The organism is Herbiconiux solani NBRC 106740 (assembly GCF_001571005.1).
In the GTDB taxonomy this organism is placed as follows: domain Bacteria; phylum Actinomycetota; class Actinomycetes; order Actinomycetales; family Microbacteriaceae; genus Herbiconiux; species Herbiconiux solani.
Window position 1 is genome coordinate 226,648 of sequence record NZ_BCST01000004.1, and the last position, 22,615, is coordinate 249,262.

General features: G+C 71.3%; 20 protein-coding genes and 1 pseudogene. 6 read left to right on the top strand and 15 right to left on the bottom strand.

The window, feature by feature from the left end:
• The first annotated feature begins 52 nt into the window (after nt 1-52).
• On the top strand, nt 53-454 hold the full coding sequence (locus HSO01S_RS08735) for a DUF4307 domain-containing protein (protein ID WP_066040443.1): 402 nt from the start codon (nt 53-55) through the stop codon (nt 452-454).
• 9 nt (nt 455-463) lie between these two features.
• On the top strand, nt 464-952 hold the full coding sequence (greA, locus tag HSO01S_RS08740; RefSeq protein WP_066040444.1) for a transcription elongation factor GreA: 489 nt from the start codon (nt 464-466) through the stop codon (nt 950-952).
• An 18-nt stretch (nt 953-970) separates the two neighbouring features.
• On the opposite strand, the gene ilvA is transcribed toward greA, so the two are convergent.
• From ilvA to HSO01S_RS08770, 6 genes and pseudogenes are all read right to left on the bottom strand, one after another.
• Nucleotides 971-2,245, bottom strand: coding sequence for a threonine ammonia-lyase (gene ilvA / locus HSO01S_RS08745; protein ID WP_066040445.1), 1,275 nt, complete (start codon nt 2,243-2,245; stop codon nt 971-973).
• Nucleotides 2,238-3,491, bottom strand: coding sequence for an AI-2E family transporter (locus tag HSO01S_RS08750; protein WP_084361487.1), 1,254 nt, complete (start codon nt 3,489-3,491; stop codon nt 2,238-2,240). Before HSO01S_RS08750 ends, ilvA begins: the two co-directional genes overlap by 8 nt.
• Nucleotides 3,492-3,574: 83 nt before the next feature.
• Nucleotides 3,575-4,663: an ABC transporter ATP-binding protein gene (locus HSO01S_RS08755; RefSeq protein WP_066040447.1), complete on the bottom strand. Its 1,089-nt coding sequence runs from the start codon at nt 4,661-4,663 to the stop codon at nt 3,575-3,577.
• The gene (locus HSO01S_RS08760) at nt 4,663-5,565 is read right to left on the bottom strand and encodes an ABC transporter permease (RefSeq protein ID WP_084361520.1); all 903 of its coding nucleotides are present in this window, start codon (nt 5,563-5,565) and stop codon (nt 4,663-4,665) included. The genes HSO01S_RS08755 and HSO01S_RS08760 overlap by 1 nt, the downstream gene beginning before the upstream one ends.
• Complete coding sequence (locus HSO01S_RS08765) at nt 5,562-6,416, bottom strand: ABC transporter permease (RefSeq protein WP_066040779.1); 855 nt, start codon at nt 6,414-6,416, stop codon at nt 5,562-5,564. Before HSO01S_RS08765 ends, HSO01S_RS08760 begins: the two co-directional genes overlap by 4 nt.
• A gap of 32 nt (nt 6,417-6,448) precedes the next feature.
• Nucleotides 6,449-7,594: pseudogene (locus HSO01S_RS08770) on the bottom strand (ABC transporter substrate-binding protein).
• Between the two features lie 197 nt (nt 7,595-7,791).
• Here HSO01S_RS08770 and HSO01S_RS08775 point away from each other — a divergent pair.
• Nucleotides 7,792-9,003 (top strand): winged helix-turn-helix domain-containing protein, encoded by a 1,212-nt coding sequence (locus HSO01S_RS08775; RefSeq protein WP_066040450.1) that lies wholly within the window; start codon nt 7,792-7,794, stop codon nt 9,001-9,003.
• Here the strand turns inward: HSO01S_RS08775 and HSO01S_RS08780 are convergent.
• The 7 genes from HSO01S_RS08780 to HSO01S_RS08810 all read right to left on the bottom strand — a co-directional run bounded on the left by HSO01S_RS08780 (nt 9,000) and on the right by HSO01S_RS08810 (nt 16,680).
• Nucleotides 9,000-9,872 (bottom strand): M48 family metalloprotease, encoded by an 873-nt coding sequence (locus HSO01S_RS08780; protein ID WP_066040453.1) that lies wholly within the window; start codon nt 9,870-9,872, stop codon nt 9,000-9,002. The two genes, HSO01S_RS08775 and HSO01S_RS08780, sit on opposite strands and share 4 nt — an antisense overlap.
• 50 nt (nt 9,873-9,922) lie before the next feature.
• Nucleotides 9,923-10,492: a LemA family protein gene (locus HSO01S_RS08785; protein WP_066040455.1), complete on the bottom strand. Its 570-nt coding sequence runs from the start codon at nt 10,490-10,492 to the stop codon at nt 9,923-9,925.
• Between the two features lie 72 nt (nt 10,493-10,564).
• Entirely contained in the window at nt 10,565-12,013 is a 1,449-nt protein-coding gene (locus tag HSO01S_RS08790) for a family 1 glycosylhydrolase (protein ID WP_306306983.1), read from the bottom strand.
• Nucleotides 12,014-12,015: 2 nt separating this feature from the next.
• Nucleotides 12,016-13,329 (bottom strand): D-arabinono-1,4-lactone oxidase, encoded by a 1,314-nt coding sequence (locus HSO01S_RS08795; RefSeq protein ID WP_066040457.1) that lies wholly within the window; start codon nt 13,327-13,329, stop codon nt 12,016-12,018.
• Complete coding sequence (locus HSO01S_RS08800; RefSeq protein ID WP_084361488.1) at nt 13,326-14,633, bottom strand: alanine racemase; 1,308 nt, start codon at nt 14,631-14,633, stop codon at nt 13,326-13,328. The genes HSO01S_RS08795 and HSO01S_RS08800 overlap by 4 nt, the downstream gene beginning before the upstream one ends.
• On the bottom strand, nt 14,630-15,943 hold the full coding sequence (locus HSO01S_RS08805) for an MFS transporter (protein WP_245635943.1): 1,314 nt from the start codon (nt 15,941-15,943) through the stop codon (nt 14,630-14,632). The genes HSO01S_RS08800 and HSO01S_RS08805 overlap by 4 nt, the downstream gene beginning before the upstream one ends.
• On the bottom strand, nt 15,940-16,680 hold the full coding sequence (locus tag HSO01S_RS08810) for a TetR/AcrR family transcriptional regulator (RefSeq protein WP_066040459.1): 741 nt from the start codon (nt 16,678-16,680) through the stop codon (nt 15,940-15,942). The genes HSO01S_RS08805 and HSO01S_RS08810 overlap by 4 nt, the downstream gene beginning before the upstream one ends.
• Nucleotides 16,681-17,003: 323 nt before the next feature.
• Here HSO01S_RS08810 and HSO01S_RS08815 point away from each other — a divergent pair, with 323 nt between their 5' ends.
• Both HSO01S_RS08815 and HSO01S_RS08820 read left to right on the top strand, forming a co-directional pair.
• On the top strand, nt 17,004-19,634 hold the full coding sequence (locus HSO01S_RS08815) for an Ig-like domain-containing protein (RefSeq protein ID WP_066040460.1): 2,631 nt from the start codon (nt 17,004-17,006) through the stop codon (nt 19,632-19,634).
• A 162-nt stretch (nt 19,635-19,796) separates the two neighbouring features.
• A complete protein-coding gene (locus tag HSO01S_RS08820; RefSeq protein ID WP_066040788.1) occupies nt 19,797-20,345 on the top strand; it encodes a flavin reductase family protein in 549 nt (182 codons plus the stop codon).
• On the opposite strand, the gene HSO01S_RS08825 is transcribed toward HSO01S_RS08820, so the two are convergent.
• Nucleotides 20,342-20,743: a hypothetical protein gene (locus HSO01S_RS08825; RefSeq protein WP_157078974.1), complete on the bottom strand. Its 402-nt coding sequence runs from the start codon at nt 20,741-20,743 to the stop codon at nt 20,342-20,344. The genes HSO01S_RS08820 and HSO01S_RS08825 overlap by 4 nt on opposite strands.
• Nucleotides 20,744-21,044: 301 nt before the next feature.
• Between HSO01S_RS08825 and HSO01S_RS08830 the strand changes: the two genes are divergently transcribed.
• Nucleotides 21,045-22,334: an ice-binding family protein gene (locus HSO01S_RS08830; RefSeq protein ID WP_066040465.1), complete on the top strand. Its 1,290-nt coding sequence runs from the start codon at nt 21,045-21,047 to the stop codon at nt 22,332-22,334.
• Nucleotides 22,335-22,403: 69 nt separating this feature from the next.
• Here HSO01S_RS08830 and HSO01S_RS08835 read toward each other — a convergent pair whose 3' ends face one another.
• Nucleotides 22,404-22,586 carry a multidrug transporter gene (locus HSO01S_RS08835; protein ID WP_066040467.1) on the bottom strand — a complete coding sequence of 61 codons (183 nt, stop codon included), beginning with the start codon at nt 22,584-22,586 and terminating at the stop codon, nt 22,404-22,406.
• Nucleotides 22,587-22,615: the final 29 nt, after the last annotated feature.

The following is a 22,615-nucleotide window of genomic DNA, read 5'->3' on the forward strand; positions in this document are numbered from 1 at the left end:
TGGTAAGAGAACCAACCCCAAGACTAATCGTTCGAGCCCGGGAGGATGCCGCGTGACCAGCAGCGGAACGCTCGCCGCCCGGTACGGCCGAACACCGGGCCGTCGTGCCCGCGGACGGCTGATCGCCTGGGTCGCCGGTGCCGCCGTGGCCGTCGTGATCACGGCCTGGGTGGTCTGGGCGGGGCTCGACGGGGCCTCGGCCACGGTCAAGGCGCAGGACACCGCGCACACGGTCGTCGACGACCGCAGCGTCGAGGTCGAGTTCGACCTGACCGTGCCCCGCGGATCGGCGTCGAGCTGCATCGTGCAGGCCCTCAGCGAGAAGTTCGCGGTGGTGGGGTGGAAGGTGATCGACGTGCCCCCGTCTGACCAGGCGACCCGCTCGTTCTCGGAGGTCGTACGCACCAGCGAACTGGCCTCCACGGGTTTGGTGTACAACTGCTGGCTCACATAGACTTTTCCGATGGCTGAAGACACTCAGATCACCTGGCTCACCCAGGAGGCGTACGACCGTCTGTCGAACGAGCTCGAGGAGCTGAGCGGCCCGGCCCGGACCGAGATCGCCAAGCGCATCGAAGCCGCTCGCGAAGAGGGCGACCTCAAGGAGAACGGCGGCTACCACGCCGCGAAGGACGAGCAGGGCAAGATCGAGGCCCGCATCCGCCAGCTGACCCAGCTGCTGCGCACCGCCCAGGTCGGCGAGACGCCCGAGAGCCACGGTGTCGTGGAGCCCGGGGTCGTCGTAACCGCGCTGGTCGCCGGTGGCGAGGAGCGCTTCCTGCTCGGCAGCCGCGAGATCGCCGGCAACGCCGACCTCGACGTCTACAGCGAGCAGAGCCCGCTGGGGGCCGCGATCATCGGCCTCAAGATCGGCGAGAAGACGACGTACGCGGCCCCCAACGGCCGCGACATCACCGTCGAGGTCACGAACGTCGAGACCTTCCAGGGCTGACCCGCCGGCTGCCGGCGCCTACTGCTCGACGCGGACGGTGTAGCCGGCGTCGCGGAGCTTCGCGATGACGAGCTCGCGGTGCTCGGGGCCGCGCGTCTCGATGTGCAGCTCGAGCTCGACCTCGCTGATCTGCAGGCCCTTGCCGTGCCGGGTGTGCTGCACCTCGACCACGTTCGCGTTCGCCTCGGCGACGAGCTCGGCCGTGCGGGCGAGCTGGCCGGGACGGTCGGGCAGCATGATCCGGAGCTTGAGGTACCGGTCCGAGGCCGCGAGGCCGTGGCTGATCACGCGCTGCATGAGCAGCGGGTCGATGTTGCCGCCCGAGAGCACCACGACGGTGGTGCCGGTGTCGCGGATCTGGCCCGAGAGCATCGCCGCGACCCCCACCGCGCCGGCGGGCTCGACGACCTGCTTGGCCCGTTCGAGCAGCATCAGGATGGCGCGGGCCGTGTCGGCCTCGGAGACCGTGACGACCTCGTCGACCAACCGGGAGATGATCTCGAAGTTGAGCGCACCGGGTCGCGCGACCAGGATGCCGTCGGCGATCGTCGGCGAGGTCACGATGGTGGTCGGCTCCCCCGCCGCCAGGGAGGGCGGGTAGGCGGCAGCATTGGCGGCCTGCACGCCGATCACCGTGATCGGTCGGCCGAGGATGGCGGCACGCTGCTTGACGGCGCTCGCGATGCCCGAGATGAGCCCGCCGCCACCGATGGGCACGACGATGGTGTCGACATCCGGGACCTGGTCGAGGATCTCGAGGCCGAGCGTCGCCTGGCCCATCACGACGTCGACGTGGTCGAACGGCGGGATGACCACGGCGCCGGTCGACTGAGCGAACTCGGCGGCGGCCCGCAGGGCCTCCTCGACCGAGTGGCCGCGCAGGATGACGTCGGCGCCGTACCCGCGGGTGGCCTGGAGCTTCGGCAGGGGCACGCCGATGGGCATGAAGATCGTCGCCGGGATGCCGAGCTCGCGCGCGGCGAACGCCACGCCCTGGGCGTGGTTGCCGGCCGAGGCGGCGACCACGCCGGCCACCTTCTCCTCGTCCGACAGGCTCGAGATGCGGTTGTAGGCGCCGCGGATCTTGTACGAGCCCGTGCGCTGCAGGTTCTCGAGCTTCATCAGCACCGGCGACCCGACGAAGTCGGCGAGGAACCGGGAGGTCTCCATCGGGGTGACCTGCGCCACCTTCAAGACCCGGGTGCGCGCACTCTCGATGTCGGCGAGCGAGGGGCCGGGGAAGACGGTCGTGGCGGGGGCGGTGCCGCCCGAGGAGGGTGCGTGATCAGTCATCGGTCGAGGTGTCCTTCGCGGGCGAGGGGGTCGTGGCCGGAGGTTCGGGTGAGCCGGCCGGAGAAGAAGAGGGGGCGGGAGAAGCAGATGCGGGGGAAGCGGATGCAGCGGATGCGGCCGGCTCGGGGGTGTCCGGCGGCGGTGCATGTGCCGCCAGTGCCGCCAGTGCCGGCACCGGCGTATCGGCCCGCCACGCCCCTCCGGCGACGTAATTGACCATCACGTTCAGCGTCGCGACGAGGGGCACGGCGAAGAAGGCGCCCGGGATCCCGGCCACCATCGACCCTCCGGCCACGGCGAGCACGACGGCGAGCGGGTGGATGCGCACGGCCGAGCCCATCACGAGCGGCTGCAGCACGTGGCCCTCGACCTGCTGCACGAGCAGCACCACGCCGAGCATGATCAGGGCAATGACCCAGCCGTTGTAGACCAGGGCGATGAACACGGCCACGGCGCCCGTCAGCACCGCACCGATGATCGGGATGAAGGAACCCAGGAAGACCAGGACGCCGATCGGGATGGCGAGCGGCACCCCGAGGATGGCCGCTCCGATCGCGATGCCGAGCGCGTCGATCGACGCCACCAGGATCTGGACCTTCACGAAGTTCTGCAGCGTCTTCCAGCCCACGCGACCGGCGCCGTCCGTGGCGGCACGGGCCCGGCGCGGGAACAGGCGCACGATCCAGCCCCAGATCCGCTCGCCGTCGATCAGGATGAACAGGGTCGAGAACAGGGTGAGCAGCACGCCCGCGAGCACGTGCCCGATGCTGGACCCGACCGCTGCGGCGCCGGAGATGAGCGCCTGGCTGTCCTCCTGCACCGCATCCCAGATCTGCGAGACGTACCCGTTGAAGTCGCTCTCAGAGATCTGCAACGGCGACTGCGCCAGGAACGCCTTCAGGTCGTTGTACGAGGTGAGGGTGCGGTCGCGGAGGTCGCCGAAGCCCGACGAGACCTGGGTGGCGACGAGGAAGACCAGCGCCGCCACGACCACGATCGTGCCGAGCTCGGCGACGGCGACCGCGATCCCCTTGGGCCAGCGGTGCCGCACCAGGAAGTTCTTGAACGGCACCAGCAGGGCCGAGAGTACGACCGCGACGAGCACCGGGACGATCAGCAGCCGCAGTTGGATGATCAGGAAGACGAGCACCGCGAGCACGGCCAGCACCGCGAGGATGCGCCAGGCCCACGCGCCCGCGATCCGCATGCCGGGGGGCACCGTGTCATCACGCTCGCTCTGCGACATGCGCTCAGTCTAAGAGCGGACGTATGCGTCCGCTCGTATGCATTCGGGACTGGTGCGCTACTCCCAGCCCTCTACCCCGCTCGCTACTCCCAGGCCTTCACCGCGACCGGCGCTCCGTCAAAGCGGAGGCCGAGCCGTGCATCCACCTCGGGCACGAAACCGGGGGCGTGCTGGACGACCAGCACGGTGCCGTCGTCTAGCGCGACGGTGGTGCGCCGGAACGAGCCGAGGAAGCTGGTCGAGACGACCTCGACCGGGATGCCGTCGTCGGCGAACCGGAGGTCCTCCGGCCGCACGAACACGATCACCTCGCCATCGGGCGTGGTCTCGTCGATGAGCGGCAGCCGCACCTCGCACACCTCGGCCACTCCGCTGGAGACGCGGCCGCGCAACCGGTTGCTCGAGCCCACGAACTCGGCCACGAACGGGGTCGCCGCGCGGGAGTAGAGGGTCTCGGGCGCGCCGATCTGCTCGATGCCGCCGGCCCGCATCACCGCGACCCGGTCGGCGGCCGCGAGGGCCTCCTCCTGGTCGTGGGTGACGAAGACCGTCGTGATGCCGAAGTCCTGCTGGATGCGGCGGATCTCGTCGCGCAGCTGCACCCGGACCCGCGCATCCAGAGCCGACAGGGGCTCGTCGAGCAGCAGCACGCGCGGCTCGGTCACGAGCGCCCGAGCGAGGGCCACCCGCTGCTGCTGGCCGCCGGAGAGCTCGTGGGCGTAGCGGCCGCCGAAGGAGCCGAGGCCGACCATCTCGAGGGCCTCGCCCGCTCGGAGGCGCCGCTCGTCCTGCCCGACTCGGCGCATCCGGAGCCCGAACTCGACGTTCGCGAGCGCGGTCAGGTGCGGGAAGAGCGAGTACGACTGGAAGACCATGCCGATGTCGCGGCGGCGGGCCGGGAGACCCGAGACGTCGGTGTCGTCGATCAGAACGGTGCCGCTGGTGGCGAGCTCGAGGCCGGCGAGCACACGGAGGGCCGTCGTCTTTCCGCAGCCGGAGGGGCCGAGGAGCGCCACGAACTCGCCGGGCTCGATCACGAGGTCGACGCCGTCGAGGGCGCGGTGGCCACCGCCGAACTCCTTGACGATGCCGCGGAGCTCGACGCGGGAGCCGGGCTGGCGCGCCTCCGTCGCCGGTGCGGCGGCGGGGCGGCGGGTGAGGGAGAGGGACATCAGCGTGCTTTCTGGTCGGATGCCGCCGGCGCGAGCGGGCTTGCGGGAGCGAGCGGTCGTGAGAGTGTCGTCGACGACGCCCGCTTCGACGACCTCGACGACGTCGACGACTTCGGGGCCGATCCGATCCGCCCGATCGCGACGAGCAGGAGGAAGGCGAACAGCAGCGCCAGCAGCGCGAAGATCACCGCGACGAAGGGATCGGCCTTGCTGACCACGACGAGCGCGGTCTGCAGGTTCACCCGGTTGAGCAGTGCCGCGATCGTGTACTCGCCGAGCACCACGGCCACCGAGATGAACGAGGCGGCGAGGAGCCCGCGGCGGATGTTGGGCACCACCACCCGCACGAGGATCGTGAACCAGCCGGCGCCGAGCGACCGGGCCGCCTCGCTCAGGGTCACGACGTCGACTGCGGCGAGGTTCGCTTGGATCGCACGGTACGTGTACGGCAGCACGATGACGCCGTACGCGAAGGCGAGGGTCCAGACCCCGCTGCCGAACATCCGCGCGACCACCGAGTAGACCGGGGCGAGCCCGACCACGAGCACGATCGCCGGGATGGTGATCGGCAGCAGGCAGACGAACTCGAGCACGCGCTGCAGGCCGGGGAACCGGATGCGCACGAGCACCATCGTGGGTACGAGCAGCACGAGCATGACCGCGACCGTGACGACGGCCAGCAGCAGCGAGTTGCCCGCCCCCGTGAAGACGGCCTTGTACTCCCCCGTGGCCCCTGAGGTGAAGACGGCGGCCCAGCGGCTGAAGTCGTAACCGCCGCCGAGGCCCTTGCGCAGGGTGAACTCGATCATGGAGGCGATGGGCACGAGGAAGAGGATGCCGATCACCGAGACGATCACGATCCGGGTCGTGCGGGAGGGCCCGGGATGCACGCCGCGGCTCATCGCACCCACCTCGCCGTGCGTCGCATGAGCAGCGAGTAGAGCGTCATCACGACGACCATGACCACGATCATCCCGAGAGCGAGCGCGCCGGCGAGGTTCTCCTGGCCGAGCACCGTCTCGCTCGTGAGGGCGCCGCGGATCTGCAGCGGCACGATCTGCTGGCCCTGGCTGGTGAGAGCCGCGGCGGTGGCGAACGACGAGAACGCGTTGGCGAACAGCAGCAGCAGGCAGCCGAGGAACGACGGCAGCAGCACCGGGAGGCCGATGTGGCGCCAGTAGCCCAGCACTCCCCCGCCGAGCATCGCGTTCGCCTCGGCCCACTGCGGCTTGAGGCTCTCGAGCGCGGGCGAGAAGGTGATGATCATGAGCGGCACCTGGAAGTAGATGTACGGCAGGATCAGCCCCGGGGTGTCGTAGAGCCAGACGCCGTTCGCGAAGATGTCGATGCCGAGATTGTTCTTGAGGAACACCGTGACCATGCCCTGGATGCCGATGGTCGCCACGAACGCGAACGCGAGCATCACGCCGCCGAACTGCGCGAGCACCCCACTGGCCGCGTCGACCACGAAGCGCAGCGCGCCGGTCGGCTTCGCGCCGAGCAGGGCGTAGCAGAACAGCGCACCGATCAACGCACCGATCACCGCGGTCAGGGCCGAGAGCCAGAGCGAGTTGCCGAAGGTCGAGAGCACGACCGGATTGCCGAGCGCGGTCAGGTTCGACAGGGTGAAGTGTCCCTGCCCGTCGACCAGGCCGGTCGCCAGGGCGATAACCGTCGGTAGGGCGAGGAACAGGATGATGTAGGCCGTGAAGGGCACGAGCCCGAGCACGCTCCCCGAGAGGAGAGCGCGCATCGGGCTCGTGCCCCGCGGCCGGGCGATCGAGGTCACTGGACCGCCGCAGCCCACTTCTGGCCGAGCAGGGCCGAGGCGGCCGCGGCCTGGTCGGCATCCGGCACCACGGTCTCGCCGGGGACGGCGGGGAGGTCGGCGAACAGGTCCTTGTCGATGGTGCCGGCCGCATCCATCGCCTCGGCGCGCACGGGGCGGGCGCCGCCGCCGAGCCAGAGGTTCTGGGCCTCGTCGCTGTAGAGGAACTCCTGCCAGAGGCGCGCGGCCGCCGGGTGCGGGGCGTCGACGTTCACGGCCTGGTTGTAGTAGCCCGCGTAGCCGGTGCCCGGGAGGATCGTGACCTTCCAGTTGCGCTGACCCTCGAGGTCCTTGCCGTAGCCGACGTTGAGGTAGTCCCAGTCGAAGACGACGGGGGTCTCGCCCGACGCGATGGTCGCGGGGGTCGGGTCGATCTTGACGAAGTTTCCGGCTTTGTTCAGCTCGGCGAAGAAGTCGACGCCGGGCTGGAAGTCGTCGACCGATCCGCCGTTCTGCACCGAGGCGAGACCCACGGCGGCGAAGGCGGCGCCGGCCTGGGTCGGGTCGCCGTTGATGGCGACCTTGCCCTTGTAGGCGGGGCTGAGGAGGTCGTCGAGACTCTTCGGCTCGGCGACGGCGTCGGGGTCGTAGCCGACCGCCATGTATCCGCCGTAGTCGCCGACCCAGAGGCCGCTGGCCTCCTTGAGCGCATCCGGGATGTCGGACTAGGTGGCGACCTTGTAGGGCGCGAACTGGTCGGTGTTCGCGAGGGCGACTGCGGCGCCGACGTCGAAGACGTCCGGAGCCGTGTCCTGGCCGGAGAGGTTCTTCGCGGCCTGGATCTCCTCGGCGCTCGAGGCGTCGGGGGTGGCCTCGTTGATCGTGATCTCGGGGTACTTGGCGGTGAACGCGTCGAGCACGGCGCCGTAGTTCGCCCAGTCGCGGGGCAGCGCGATCACGTTGAGGGCGCCTTCGGCCTTCGCCGCGTCCTCGAGGCCCGAGAGACCGCCGAAGGCGTCGAGGCCGGTGGCGGTCGCGGCGTCGACTCCCGAGTTGCTGCCGGAGCCGGACGACGCCGAGGCGTCGGCCGAGCAGCCGGCGAGGCCGAGGGCGAGAGCGGCGGCGACGGCGGTGCCGGCGATCGCGATGCGCTTGGTGAACACTGATCCTCCTGGTGTCGGTGCCCGGCCGCCCGCGCTAGGTCGCGGGCCGTTGCTCCGCCGGGTGGGCCGACTCCTGCACGGTAGGGTCCGGGCAAGGCGGGGTGAGGTCGCCGCCGTGAATCGGGGATGAACGGGCGGTGACGGATGCACCGGGTCGCGCCGGGCGATGTCGGCGGGGGTCGCTAGGGTCGTTCTCGATGGTCGATTCGGTATCTCCCGCACTGGCGCGGCGCGTCGCGCTGGCCGCTCAGGGCTTCGGGGCGCGTGCCTCCGGAGTCGTGCCCGGCACCCGGCAGTTCAAACTGCTGCTGCGCCGGCTGGCCCTGCTGCAGATCGACTCGGTCAACGTCTACGAGCGCAGCCACTATCAGCCCGTGTTCGCGCGGCTCGGGGCCTTCGACAAGACGCTCCTCGACTCACTCACCTACGGGCGCACGGTCACCGAGTACTGGGCACACGAGGCCTCCTTCCTCCCACTGGAGACGCTGCCGCTGATGGGCTGGCGGAAAAACGACTACCGCGAGTGGTACCGCACGCATCCCGACTCCTGGGGCGCATCCAATCAGGGCACGATGGACTGGCTTCGCGCCGAGCTGGCCGCGAAGGGGCCGATGCGGGCGAGCGAGATCGAGCACGAGTCGAACCGTCGGCAGGGGCCGTGGTGGGGCTGGTCGGACGTCAAGCGGGGGCTCGAGACGATGTTCCGGCAGGGTGACGTCGTGTCGGCCGGGCGGGTGCGCTTCGAGCGGGTCTACGGCCTGCCCGACCAGGTGCTGCCGAGCGGGCTGCTCGATCAGGCGGTGCCGCGCGAGGAGGCGGTGCGGCAGCTGGTCTCGCAGTCGGCGCGGGCGCTCGGCATCGGCACCCTCGGCGAGCTGGCCGATTACTTCCGGTTGAAGACGGTGGATGCGAAGCCCGCGGTCGAGCAGCTGGTCGCGTCGGGCGAGCTCGTGCCGGTGACGGTGCCGGGTTGGCCCTCCTCCGGGCTCAGCCGCGACGTCTACCTGCACCGCGACGCGCGGCTGCCGAGGCGGATCGAGGCGGCGGCGCTGCTGTCACCGTTCGATCCGGTGGTCTGGGAGCGCGACCGGGCGCTCCGGATGTTCGACTTCCACTACCGCATCGAGATCTACACGCCGCAGCCCAAGCGGGTGTACGGCTACTACGTGCTGCCGGTGCTGATCGACGACCGCATCCCGGCGCGCATCGACCTGAAGAGCGACCGTCAGGCCGGCATCCTCCGCGTGCAGGCCGCGTGGGCCGAGCCCTCGCTCGTCCCCGACGACGTCCCCCGCATAGCGTCCCTCCTCCGCGAGGCCGCCGCCTGGCAGTCCCTCCCCAACGGCATAGAGGTAGCCCCTCGCGGCACCCTGGCGACCGCCTTGGCAGCCGAACTCTCTCGGAGCTAGAACGACCCACCCATATCGTGCAGGCGCTTGACCCGGTCGGGGATCGGGGGGTGGGTCGAGAACAGGCGGTCCATGATGCCGGGCTTCATGGGGTCGGCGATCCACATGTGCGACATCGACGACGACTGCTTCTGCATCGGGCGGCCGTAGGCGGCGAGCTTCTCGAGGGCGCTGGCCAGTGCATCCGGGTGGCGCGTCGTGATCGCACCCGTCGCATCCGCGAGGTACTCGCGCTGGCGGGAGACCGCGAGCTGCACGACCGTCGCGACGAGCGGCGCGATCAGGATCGCGACGAGGCCGAAGACCATGACGATCGGGTTGCCGTTGTTGTTGTTGCGGCCGAAGAACGCCATCCGCAGGAACATGTCGGCGATGAAGCCCACCGCGACAACCAGTCCGAAGACGATCATCGAGACCCGGATGTCGTAGTTGCGCACGTGGCCGAGCTCGTGGGCCATGACGCCCTCGAGCTCCGCGTCGTCCATCAGGTCGAGCAGGCCCGTGGTCGCGGCCACGATCGCGTGCTGCGGGTCGCGCCCGGTCGCGAAGGCGTTGGGGGCCGGGTCGTCGATGATGTAGACCTTCGGCATCGGTGTGCCGGTCGTGATCGACAGGTTCTCCACGACACGCCAGAGCCGCGGGTTGTCACGCTTCTGGATCTCGCGGGCGCCGCTCATCGCGAGCGCCTGCCCGCTGGCGGCGAAGTACTGGATCAGCGCGTAGCCGAGCGCCACCACGACCGTGATGATCACGATCGACAGGTTGCCGTAGATGTAGCTTGCCAGCCAGCCGAGCCCGCCGATGATCAGCAGGAACAGGGCGATGATGATGACGGTGTTGCGCTTGTTCTTCGCTATGGCGCTGTACATGGACCAGGACTACCGCTCGGGTTCGGGGTGTCGCAGAGGGATGCGCGCGCTCAGAACTGCACGCGCGGCGGCTCGGCGATGGCGGCGATGTCCGACACCTCGAAGAACTCGCGCTCGGTGAACCCGAGACGACGTGCGAACACGTTGTTCGGGAACTGCTGGATCTTGGTGTTGAGCTCGCGCACACCACCGTTGTAGAAGCGGCGCGAGGCCTGCACCTTGTCTTCGGTGTCGACGATCTCGGCCTGCAGCTGCAGGAAGTTCTGGCTCGCCTGGAGCTGCGGGTACGCCTCGGCGACCGCAAAGATGCTCTTCAGCGCGTTCTGCATGTGATTCTCGGCGACGGAGGCCTCGGCCGGCCCCTGGGCCGACAGCGTCTCGGCGCGGGCCTTCGTGACGTTCTCGAAGACCGCCTTCTCGTGCGCCGCGTAGCCCTTCACCGTCTCGATCAGGTTCGGCAGCAGATCCGCTCGACGCTTGAGTTGGACGGTGATGTCACTCCACGCCTCGTCGACGCGGATCTTCAGCGTCACGAGCGCGTTGTACGTCGCCCACAGATAGATGCCGACGATCAGGACCAGAACGACGACGATGATTACCGGGATCAGCCATGCCCACATGCCAGCAGTATAGCGAGAGGACGGGCCGCTCCCAGAGTCGTTGAGGCGTCCTCACAGCATTCAGGAGGACACTCAGCGCGACTCCGCGAGTAGGCGCAGCCACGCGAACGAGTCCTTCGGCTTCCGGGTGAACTCGTCGAAGTCGACGTGCACGATCCCCGACCGCCGGGTGAAGCCCGCTTCCCAGCCGAAGTCGTCGAGCAGCGACCGCACGAAGTACCCCCGGAGGTCGACGCCGGCCGAGGCGGCCGCCCCCACCGCCTCGTCGAGGTGCCGGGCGAGGTAGTCGATCCGCAGCCCGTCGTGCACCCGCGGTGTTCCCGTACCCTCCTCGAGCTCGACGGCATCCGGGAAGCTCACGCCGTTCGCCGTGACGAACACCGGAGGGAGCGCGCTGCCGTACCGCTCTGCGAGCTCACGCAGGGCGGTGCCGAGGAACTCGGGCGCGATCGGGTCGCCGCTCCCGCTCGCCGGGTACTCGGGCCAGTCGGCGAAGTGGAACGGGAGGGACGCCATCGCGGCCGACCCGCCGTCCGGCGTCGCGGCCACCCCGGATCCCGCCGCGATCTTGGTCGGGAAGCGGTAGTTCAGCCCGTAGAAGTCCAGCGGCTGGCCGATCAGCGCGAGGTCGACCGGGTCGGCCTCGGCGAGCGCCGTGAAGAGCGCTTCGAAGCCCTCGGGCGGCTGCGGATAACGGCCGAGGAGGACGGCGTCGGCGTAGACCCGGTTCTGCAGCACGTCGTACAGCTCGGCGAACGCGGTGTCCGCATCCGAGTCGGTCTCGGGCACGACGGGCGAGTGCGCGTTGACGATCCCGATGCCGCCCTGCACCCCCGCCGCCCGGAGCGCCTGGACGGCGAGCCCGTGGCCGAGCAGCTGGTGGTGCGCGACCGGCAGCGCGTTGAACAGCCGGGTCGCTCCCGGGGCGTGCACGCCGATCGCGTGGCCGGCGAAGGTGACGGTGGCCGGCTCCTCGATCGTGGCCCACCGCCCGATCCGGTCGCCGAACCGCTCCCCCAGCGCGAACGCGTAGTCGCCGAAGCGCAGCGCGGTGTCGCGCGAGAACCAGCCGGGCCCGAGGGCCGCCGGGGTGTCCCAGTGGAAGAGCGTCGCGAACGAGCGGATGCCGGCGGCATCGAGGCGGTCGAGCAGGCGCTCGTAGAAGTCGGTCCCGGATGAACGCAGGGCACCTCTGCCCTCGGCCTGCAGCCGGGGCCACGAGAACGAGAACCGGTAGGTGTCGATCCCCAGGCCCTGCATGAGGGCGACGTCCTCGGGCATCCGGTGGAAGTGGTCGGCCGCGCGGTCGGCCGTCGACCCGTCGGCGATCCGCCCGGCTTCCTGGCTGAAGGCGTCCCAGACCGATTCGCCGCGGCCGCCCTCGTGGGTGGCGCCCTCGATCTGGAAAGCGCTGGTCGTCACTCCGAGCTCGAAGCCCTCGGGCAGTCGTCCCCCGAGGTCGCGGGCGAACGCGCGGCGCTCGTCGGGGGAACCGGCTCCGCTGGTCGTGATCCGGGCCACCCTCAGGCCCCGAGCACGCGGTCGAGGTAGGCGTTGGTGAAGCGCCGCTCCGGGTCGAGCCGGTCGCGGAGCGCCGCGAAGTCGCCGTGGCGCGGGTAGAGCTGGGCGAGGGAGGCTGCGTCCTGGGTGTGCAGCTTCCCCCAGTGGGGGCGTCCGGCGTGCTGGTTCATGATCTCCTCGACCGCTTCGAAGTACTCCGTGTGATTCTCCCGGAAGTAGCGGTGCACCGCGATGTACCCGGTCGCCCGCCCCGTGGCGGTCGAGAGCCAGAGGTCGTCGGCGGCGGCGAAGCGCACCTCGACGGGGAAGGAGATCCGCCAGCCGCGTTCCTGGATGAGGTCGTCGATCGCGCGGAGCACCTCGGGCACGTCGGCGGCCGGGATCGCGTACTCCATCTCCCGGAAGCGCACGGTGCGCTTGGCGACGAAGACCTCGTGCGAGTGGTCGGAGAAGTCGCGGTTCGACCAGAGCCGCTCGGCGAGCCGGTTGACCGTCGGGACGACGGCGGGGATGACGGCGCCGACCGCGCAGGTGACCCGGTAGACACCGTTGGCCATCAGCGTGTCGTCGACGAACGATTGGGCGGCCGGCAGCGGGCGTCGCGCGACGGAGCCGTCGGCTCGGGTGTTGGTCTTGGTGACCGCGGTCCCCGTTCCCGGAAACCAGTAGAACTCGAAGTGGTCGCTGCCGTCGACGTGGTCGTCGATCGCCTCGAGCACCTCGTTCATCGGGATCGGGCGCTCGACGGCCTCGAGCACGAAGGCGGGCACGCACTGCAGGGTGACCTCGACGATCACGCCGAGGGCGCCGAGGCCGAGGGCGGCGGCGGGCAGCAGCTCGCTGTTCTCCTCCTCGTCGATCCGCAGCAGCTCGCCGTCGGCGGTCACCAGGGTGAGTCCGACGACCTGGGTCGCGATCCCCCCGAAGGCGGTCCCCGTTCCGTGCGTGCCGGTCGAGATCGCCCCGCTGATCGACTGGCGGTCGATGTCGCCCATGTTCGCCAGGGCCAGCCCGTGCGGCCGGAGGAGCTTCGGCAGCTGGAACAGGCGGGTGCCGGCCAGGAGGGTCACCCGCCCGCGGTCGCGGTCGACGCCGACGATGCCGGTGAGGTCGTCGAGATCGAGCAGCACCCCGGTCGCCACGGCGATCGCCGTGAAGCTGTGCCCGGCGCCGACGGCCTTCACCCGGAGCCCGGCGCGCGCGGCACCGACGACCGCCCGCTGCACGGCGCCGATGGTCGTGGGGCGCTCGACCCGCACGGGCGTGACGCTCTCGGTGCGGGCCCAGTTGCGCCAGGTGCCGTTGATCGCGGTCACAGGAAGGCCTTCCCCTCGCCGCGGTAGCTCGGCACGACCGCGGTCACCTCGCCGTCCTCCACCACGCAGAACTCGTCCACGTGCTCGGCGAGCTCGCCGGACTTGGTGTGCCGGAACCAGACCCGGTCGCCGACCCGGAGTGCTGCCGCACCGCGGCCGGAGAGCGGGGTCTGCACCTCGCCCGCCATCTCGCGGGCCTGCATCCGGGTGCCGCGCGGCCACACGATGCGGGGCAGCCTGTCCGGGGCGGGAGGGCCGGATGCGACCCAGCCGCCGCCGAGCACGGTCGCCATGTCGGGCCGCGGCTTCCGCACCACCGGCAGCGCGAAGGCGGCGGCCGGAGCGGGCGTGAACCGCGAGTAGGTGTCGAAGAGGTGCCCTCCGAACAGTCCGCTGCCCGCGGCGACCTCGGTCACCGAGCGGTCGGCACTCGTCGACTCGAGCGAGCCGGTGCCGCCGCCGTTCACGAACTCGAGATCGGCGAGCTCGCGCACCGCGCGGACGACGGCGCCGCGCCGTTCGGCCAGCTCACCGGCCGACTGCGACTGCATCCAGTCGATCACCCGGCCGAGCGCCAGCGCCTTCACCGGGTTGCCACCGGGGCGGTTGCCGACGCCGGCGATCTGCGACTCGTAGGCCATCATCCCGACCAGGGCGAAGCCGGGCCGGGCCAGGATGACGCGGGCCAGCGCGGTCGCCTGCTCGACCGTGGCGATGGGCGACCGCCAGACCCCCAGCCGGCCGAGCCCGGGGGCGGTGAACGAGGAGTCGAGCTCGATGGCGACCCGCACCGGCGGCCGGGCCGTCGGCGCCACGGCGCTGTCGATCAGGTCGAGGTGCTCGACCGAGTCGACCATCAGGGTGACCCGTCGGGCGAGCGTCTCGTCGGCGGCGAGCGCGCGAATGGCGGTGCGGTCGGCCGTCGGGTAGCCGACGACGACGTCCTCGACACCGGAGCCCGCAGACCCGGCGGACCCGCCGTTCTCCTCTGCCGCCAGCCACAGGGCCTCGGGGAGCGTGTAGGCGAGGATGCCGGCGTACCCGGGCAGCGCGAGCACCGCATCCTGCACCGCGCGCACCCGGATGGACTTGCTGGCGACCCGGATCGGCGTGCCGCCCGCGCGTTCGAGCATCGAGCGGGCGTTGTGCAGCAGGGCCTCGAGCCCGATGACGGCCACCGGCGGCTCGCGGTCGGCAGTCGCCGCCGTCATCCCGCGCCAGTAGCGCTGGTCGTCGCGCCAGAGCGCGGGGCCTTCGGGCTGGTCGAGGTCGAGCCGCAGGGCGGCGGGGGTGCTCTCGGTCATCGGACGCTCCTCACGCGCGAGACGGCTGCCGCGCCAGCGAGCCCGAAGACCGCCGACACGAGGAACAGGGCGGGGAAGCCGCCCATCATGCTGACGATCGCGGCCCCGAGGAGCGGCGCCATCGCCTGCGGCACGGCGGTCGCGATGTTCATGATCCCCAGGTCTTTGCCGCGGGAGGCCGGATCCGGCAGCACCTGGGTCGCGAGCGCCTGGTCGACCGAGAGGAAGCAGCCGTAGCCGAGGCCGAGGAGTCCCGCCGCCACCATGGTGACGGTGAGGTCGGGCACGAACGCAAGCAGCAGTGCTGCGAGCGCCTGCAGCACCGCGGCGACGAGCACGAACATCCGCCGTCGGGCCAGTTTGTCCGAGAGCGCGCCCGCGACGATCGAGGCGAGCACGACGAAGATCGTGTAGACGACGATCAGCACGAGCAGGTCGTCCTCGGCGTTCGGGTCGCGGAGGCCGAACATCAGGAAGTAGAGCAGCAGTGTCGTGCCGAGCGCGTTGCCGATGTTGACCAGGATGCGGCTGAGCAGGGTCCAGCCGAAATCCGGATGCGCGACGGGGCTGACCCACATCCCCTCGACCAGCGCCTTCAGCGTCAGGGGCGGCCGGTCTCGCCGGTCGAGCCGCGCATCCGGCATCAGGAGGCAGAACGGCACGACGAGCACGACCAGCAGCACGGCGACGGCCGTGTAGCCGAGGAACTGGCCCGTGAACAGGGTCGTCGCCAGCAGCACGCCGAGGATGAGGCCGATCGCCTGGGGCGCCGAGATCCAGCTCGAGACGAAGCCGCGCTGACCGACCGGCACCTGGTCGGAGATCGTGGCCGTCAGGGCGGCGGAGAGGATGCAGAAGCCGACGATCGCGAGGGTCCACCAGATCCCGACGCCGACGAGGCCGTCCTGGAGGCCGAGGAGGAAGAGGGAGACGGCGAACAGCAGCGCTCCCCCGGCGATCCAGGGGCGGCGGCGGCCGAAGCGCGAGGTCGTGCGGTCGGAGAGGGCACCGGTCACGGGGAAGGCGATCAGGGCGAAGACGCCGGCGATCGCGGAGATGACGCCGAAGGCGACGACGTTCTCGGTCCAGGAGGCGGCTTCGAGGTGCTGCTCGACCTGCAGCGGGAGGAGCAGCTGGATAGGAGTGAGCTGCGCCATCCAGATGCCGAGCCAGGCGGCCCCGAAGAGAGCGATCCACCCGCCCCCGACGCGCCGCACCGGTTCGGCGAGCGCCTCCGGCGCGCTAGTGGCGGCCGTGGCTTCTTTGGGAGCCTTGGCGTCCCTGGCGTCGCCGGGCGTCACGGCGCTCACGCCCGGCTCCCGGACGCGTCGGCGGCCCCTCTGGGGTCGACACCCCCCACGACTGCCCTCGACCCGTCAGTTGTTGTCACTATTCCGGCCGGATAGCGACCAGAAGTGACGGATCGAGGACCTTCGGTGGGGCGGGCCGGGGCGGGGTGGGCCTCGGCGGCGAGGGCCCGGGCGGCGAAGGCGATGGTGGCACGGGCACGGACGTCGTCGCCGTCGGCGAGCCAGGCGAGCACGATGCCGTCGGTGAGGGCGACCAGGTCGGCGGCGAGCTGTTCCTCGGGGCGGGCCCACGTGCATCCGGTGGCCGTCGACGCCTCACGGAGCGACGCCTCGGCGAGCGCACGGTACCGGGCGTACTGCCGGGCGGCGACCCCGGCCATACCGGGGGTGCGCATCGCGTACTGGGTCAGCTCGAACATCGCCCGCTCGCGCTGCGGGTCGGCGCGCACCTGGTCGAAGAAGCGGAGGAGCCCGAGTTCGATCAGCCCGGCGAGGTCGGCACCCGGCGCGGCGGCCGGCACGTCGAGCACGACCTCCTGGTTCTCGACCACGACGTCGACCAGTTGCGCCAGGAGCTCCTCCCGCGAGCGGAAGGCGTAATGGAAGCTGGCGAGCTTCATGCCCGCCTCGTCGACGACGGCCCGGGTCGTGGCCCCGGCGACCCCGGCGCGGGCGATCACGGCGAAGGCGGCGGCGAGCAGGCGTTCACGGCGCTCGGTGACCGGCATGTGCGGCATGCGGTTCCTCTCGGGCTGGGTCGGGCGGGAGCGGGCTGGTGCGGACTGGTGCTTGCGGGAGCGGACTGGAGTGGCCGGACCGAGTGGGTCGGGCGTCCCAGTCGCGCCAGTATGGCCCAGCGACGACTGTCGTGTACATGGTTCTCTCCGAATCTCATCCGAAAGGCCGGGCCCGGGTTGAGGCCTCGTCGGGGGTTCTGCCTCAATAGTCGGAGGTGTCGGCATCAGAGAACGTGAAGGATCGAGCGCCGTCGCGGCCCCGTGACGGCGCCGCCGGGCGACTCCCGGGGCGGCAGCGCGGGCTCCCGATGCACGGGCTCCGGATGCACGGAATCCGGCCCTCCGCGCGGCCCGCCGGTCGGCTCGCCGCCGCGCTGCTCGTCGCGGGACTCGCGGTCGCCGGCTGGGCGGTACCGAGCGCGGCGAGCGCCGCCGGGATGCCGAGCGAGGCGACGGCCACGACCGGCACCGGCACCGCACCTGCCGATACCGGCATGGCACCCGCAGAGACCGGGTCCGGATCCGGATCTGCGGCCAGCGGCACCGCGCCCGCAGACGCCGACACGGCACCCGCGCCCGCCCCGTCGTCGGCTCCCGCCCCTGACGAATCCGCACCGGCGCCTCCCCCGACGACCACGCCGCCCGCCGACCCGGCGCCCCCGCCTGCACCCGTCATCCTCTCGCCCGCCGCCGGCACGCTCGTCTCCGACTCGGTCCTGGTCAGCGGCACCGCCGCGCCGGGCTCCGAAGTGCAGATCCTGGTCGGCTCCGCCTCCGAGCCCGACTGCATCGTGGCCCCCGGCGCCGATGGTGCGTGGTCGTGCCAGGTCACGGGCCTCGCCTCCTCGCCCTCCACCCTCGTCCGTGCGGTCGCGCTCACCGCAGGCGCCGATCCCGTCAGCACCTCCGTGACGGTGAAGGTGCTCACCGCACCAATCGTCACGGGCGGCCCCCGCGGAACCCTCACCAACGCGGTCGTGCAGGGCAGCGCCTTCCCCGGCGCCACCGTCACCGCCACCGCGGCCGGCTATTCCTGCGCCGGCACCGCCGACGGCTCCGGCGCCTGGTCCTGCCCCCTCGGCGGAGGCATCACCGACGGCCCGTACCAGGTGACCGCGACGCAGTCCACGACCTGGAGCGGCGGCACAGCCTCCCCCGCCAGCAGCCCGCTCGCGATCGTGGTCGACGTGACCGTGCCGCCCGCCCCGGTGCTCCGGTCCCCCGCCTCGGGCACGGCGGTGAGCACATCCGGAGCCGTCTTCTCCGGAACGGGCGAGAACGGCGCGACCGTCTCGGTCTTCGCCGGGGCCCACGTGCTCTGCGACACCCCCGTCTCCGGTGGCACCTGGTCGTGCGTCTCGGCGGCGATCCCGGCCGGCAGCTACTCGCTGGCCGTGCTGCAACAGGATGCGGCGGGCAACGTGAGCGTGCAGAGCGGGCCGCTCACCCTGGTCTTCCAGGACCCGGGCTCGCCCGCGACACCCGCACCCGGACAGCCGGGGTCGACCCCGGTGCCCTCCTCGACGACGGGCCCCTCGACGACGACTCCCGGATCCGACGGTGCCGTGCCGCCCGGTGGCAGCGCGGGGTCGGGGTCGGGGTCGGGCGGTGGCTCCGGTGGCGGTAGTGGTGGTGGCAACGGGGGTGGCGACTCCGGCGGGGCGCCGGGCACCGCGCCGACGGCCCCCGGGCAGGATACGGTCATCCCGCCCGGCACACCCTTCCAGACCCCCGGCACCTGGACCGACGCGACCCGCTTCACCTCCGCGGTGCTGCCCATGCTCGGCGCCGGAGCGGGCGGGCTGCTCTGGGTGGCACTCCTCGTCGCGGTGCTCGCGCTCCTGCTCGTCGCGCTGCCCGCGCGGCTGCTCGGCCGCGCCGTGGCCTCGCTCGGCGTTCTCGGACGCGGTGCGGTGCACGGCGGAGCCCCGCACGGCGCTCGCCCGGGCAGCGCACGGCCGAACAGCGCACGGCCGAACAGCGCACGACCGGACGACAACCGACCCACCAGTGCACGACCGGACAGCGACCGGTCTCGGCCCGCCGCCGAAGACCCCGCAACCGGCCCGGTCGTCATCGCCGCCGCTGCGGCCGCCGTGACCGGCTGGACAGACCGCTGGTTCGGCCGCAACCGCTCCCGGCACGAGTACGACGCCGCTCCCGAGGTGACACTGAACCCGGTCGTCCGGGCCGGAGCCGCCGTCCTCGCTGCCGCCGCGATCATCACCCTCTCCGGGCCCGTGCTGGGGCAGCCGGCGTACCTGCGCCTGTTCCTCGCGGTCGTCGCGGCGGTCGTCGTGGTGAACCTGGCGGCCACGGCGCTGCCGGCGCTCCTCGCCCGCCGGTTCTTCGCCATCTCGTCGCGCGTGCGCATCCGCCCCTCCCTCCTCCTCGTCTCGATCGCCCTGGCCCTCGTGTCGCGGCTCGCCGACCTCGAACCGGCGCTCGTGTTCGGTCTGGTCGCCGGGATGCTCGTGGTGCCGCCGTCCGCCGACGAGCAGTCGCGCGCATCCCGAGCCGTACTCACCGCGGCGCGAGGGAAGCTCGCGGCGGTGCAGATCCTCTGCCTGATCGCCCTGGGGGCCGTGGCGTGGCTCGTCTCGACCGCCCTCGGCGGCGCCACCGGCTCACCCGAGCTGTGGATCGCGGCGGCGGCGGAGTTCAGCAACGTGATCGTGCTCGCCTCGTTCGGCTCGGCCTCGGTGCTGCTGGTGCCGGTCGCGCGCTCCAGTGGCCGGCGGCTGTTCGACTGGTCGCCGGTCACCTGGGCGCTGCTGGCACTCTGCGCGTTCGGCGGGCTCGCGCTGCTGTTCCTCTCCGGGCTCACGACGGTCGGGGCGGCGGGAGCGGTGCTGCCGCTGGTGCTGGCCGCCGGGTTCGCTGCTCTCAGCCTGTCGGTCTGGGCCTGGGTGCGTTTCATCGCTGTGCCGGACGAGGACGAGGACCAGGACTAGGAGGACGAAGTCTTTCGCGGTGTTACGCCGTCTCGGCTCCCTTCCCGCCAACCGTCTTAGGATCGGAACGTGACTGACGCACAGACCTCCGACCCGCGGCCCGACGCCCCCGAGCCCCCTCATGAGCGTGCTACCGAGGCGACCGGGGCCCGGCGTGACAACCTGTTCGCGCATCCGAGCTCGGAGAGCGTGGTGACGCCCGATGAGTTCAAGGCCGCGTTCCGCAACCATCCGGCCGGGGTCGCCGTGATCACGGCCGACGCCGGTGACGGGCCCGTCGCCCTCACCGCCACCTCGGTCTTCTCGGTCAGTGCCGAGCCGCCGCTCCTGGTCTTCTCCGTCTCCGATCTCTCCTCGAGCACGCCGACCATCCGCAAGGCCGACACCGTCGTGGTGCACCTGCTCGGCGCCGGTCAGCTCGACATCGCGAAACTCGGGGCCACGAGCGGCATCGACCGCTTCGCCGACACCTCGATCTGGACTCGGCTGCCCACGGGAGAGCCGTACTTCCCCGCCGCGCACGCGTGGATCCGGGGGCGCGTGGTGAACAAGATGGAGGCGGGCGGGTCGACGGTCGTCGCGGTGCAGGCGCTCGAGACCAAGGCTCCCCCGGCCGGAGACCCCTCCGCCGATGCCGCCGAGGCCGAACCGCTGGTGTACCACAACCGCACCTGGCACCGACTCGGGGCGCACTCGAAGATCGAGCTCTAGCGCGGCTCGAGCGTATCGGTCGTATTCGGCGTATCGGGCCCCAGCAGGGCGATCGCGTCGTCGAAGCTGCCGACCGGGGTCATCAACAGCCCCACGTCGGTCGCGAGCTCGTCGCCGTCGTTCTCGACCACGATCACCCGGGCATCGGCCAGGCGGCAGACGCGGATCTTGTAGTTGATCGACACCCGCTCCCCCGGCCGCTGCTGCACGATGACCACGTCGGTGGGGAAAGAGGGGTCGGTGAGGAGCTGGCCGAGCGAGCCCGCCGTGATCCGCAGGTCGACGTCGGGCAGGGCACGCAGCTGCGCGGCCTTGTTCTGGAGCACAGCGGCATCCGCGTCGAACACCCCGACCGTCAACGGACGGGTGGTCGTGCTCCCCGGTCTCGGGTCGGACATCTGCGTCTCCCAGGCGGGCGTCCCGGAGGTCGGGATCGCCCTCGTTCAGCGGCTTCGCCTCCGCTGAACTCCCACCGTACGTCTCCTGAGGATCGCGCGCACTACTGAAGACGGTGCACCCGAGGGTACGCAACCTGCGCATCAGCCCCCAGAGCGCGGCGGACCATGGACTTCTGTTCCGCCACCTGCCAAGATCCGAGCAGGACAGAGCGGCGTATTAGCTTCCGGACCACAGGTAAAGACGCCCCTCCTATTGGGTAGGGATGGGGCCATGCACACTACAGGTGTACGCAAAATTTTCTTGATCATCGCCGGAGGGCTGGCCGGATGCACGGGGCTGGTCGTCGCCGGCTCGACCACAGCGGCACCGGTGAGCGCCGCGGATGCGCCGACGCAGATCGATCTGCTCACAGCCGGTGACTACAGCGTCCTCGCCGCGAGCAGCGTGACGAACACCGGGCCGAGCGTGCTCAACGGCTGGCTCGGGCTCAGCCCGCAGACCTCCGTCACCGGGTTCCCGCCCGGTACCGTCAACGGCGAGACCAACGTGGCGAACGGCCCCGCCAGCCTCGCGAAAGACCATCTGTCGGCGGCCTATGGGGTCGCAGCCGGACTGAACCCCACGGTCAGCGGTCTCAGCGACCTCGGCGGCCTGTCACTGACCCCGGGTGTCTACTCCGGGGGCGAGCTCTCGCTGAACGGTCAGCTGACCCTGGCCGGCACGGCCGACTCGGTGTGGGTCTTCCAGGCCGACAGCACCTTCAAGACCGGCGCCGGGAGTTCCGTGATCCTGACCGGTGAGGCGTCGATCTGCAACGTCTACTGGCAGGTCGGCTCCGCGGCGACGCTCGGAGCATCCTCGACCCTCGTCGGCACGGTGATGGCCTCCGACGCGGTCACGGTGGGAAACGGCGTGACCGTCAGCGGACGCCTGATGGCGCTGACCGCCGAGGTGACGCTGATCAACGACCGGATCACCGCTCCGGAGGACTGCCCTCCGTCGGTCATCAGCCCCGTGTTCACGGGGACCACGACACCCGGCGGCACGGTCGGCACGTCGTACGAGTACGACGTCACCTCGACGGGTTCGCCCTCACCGACCTACACCGTGACCTCGGGCGCTCTGCCGGCCGGGCTCACGTTCGACGCCGACACCGGGAGCATCTCGGGCACGCCGACGGCGACCGGGAGCTCGACCTTCACGATCACCGCGACGAACGGCACGGGCCCGGATGCGGTGCGCGAGTTCACGATCGACGTGCAGGCGGCTCCCGTGACACCGCCGACCGGTGGTGGATCGGGCGGTGACACCGGGAACGGGGGAACCGGTGGATCGGGTTCCGGTACCGGCGGCTCCGGCTCGGGTTCGGGTTCCGGCACCGGCACCACCGGGTCTGGCACCGGAACCGGTGGCGGGAACGCGGCCGGTGGCTCGGGCAGCACGACCGTGGTCCGAGGATCGGGTTCGCTCGCGGCGACGGGCGCCGAGGCTCCCTCGCCCCTGCTGACGGCGGGCCCGCTCGCGGCGATGCTCGCCGGCGCGTCCCTGCTGATCGTCCTCCGCCGCCGGACTCTCCGCCGCCGGGGCTGACGCTCGCGGGTTCCCTGCTGACTCTCTTCGGGAATGACCCGAGACTGACCCGCTCGGGATCCGGGCGGGTCAGTCCTGGTCCAGTGCCGGGTCCATGCCCGGGCGCACCGCGGCGTCGTCGCGCACGTCGATGCGCCTGACGCCGTCGGCCTTCTCGGTGACGTCGATCCTCGGCGCCGCATCCTCCTCGGTCGATTTCGGGGCGGTCGTCAGTTGGTCGTGCCGCTTCTCGTCGTGATCTCGATCATCCATCCCCCCAGCCTGGCCCAGCGCGGCCGGTC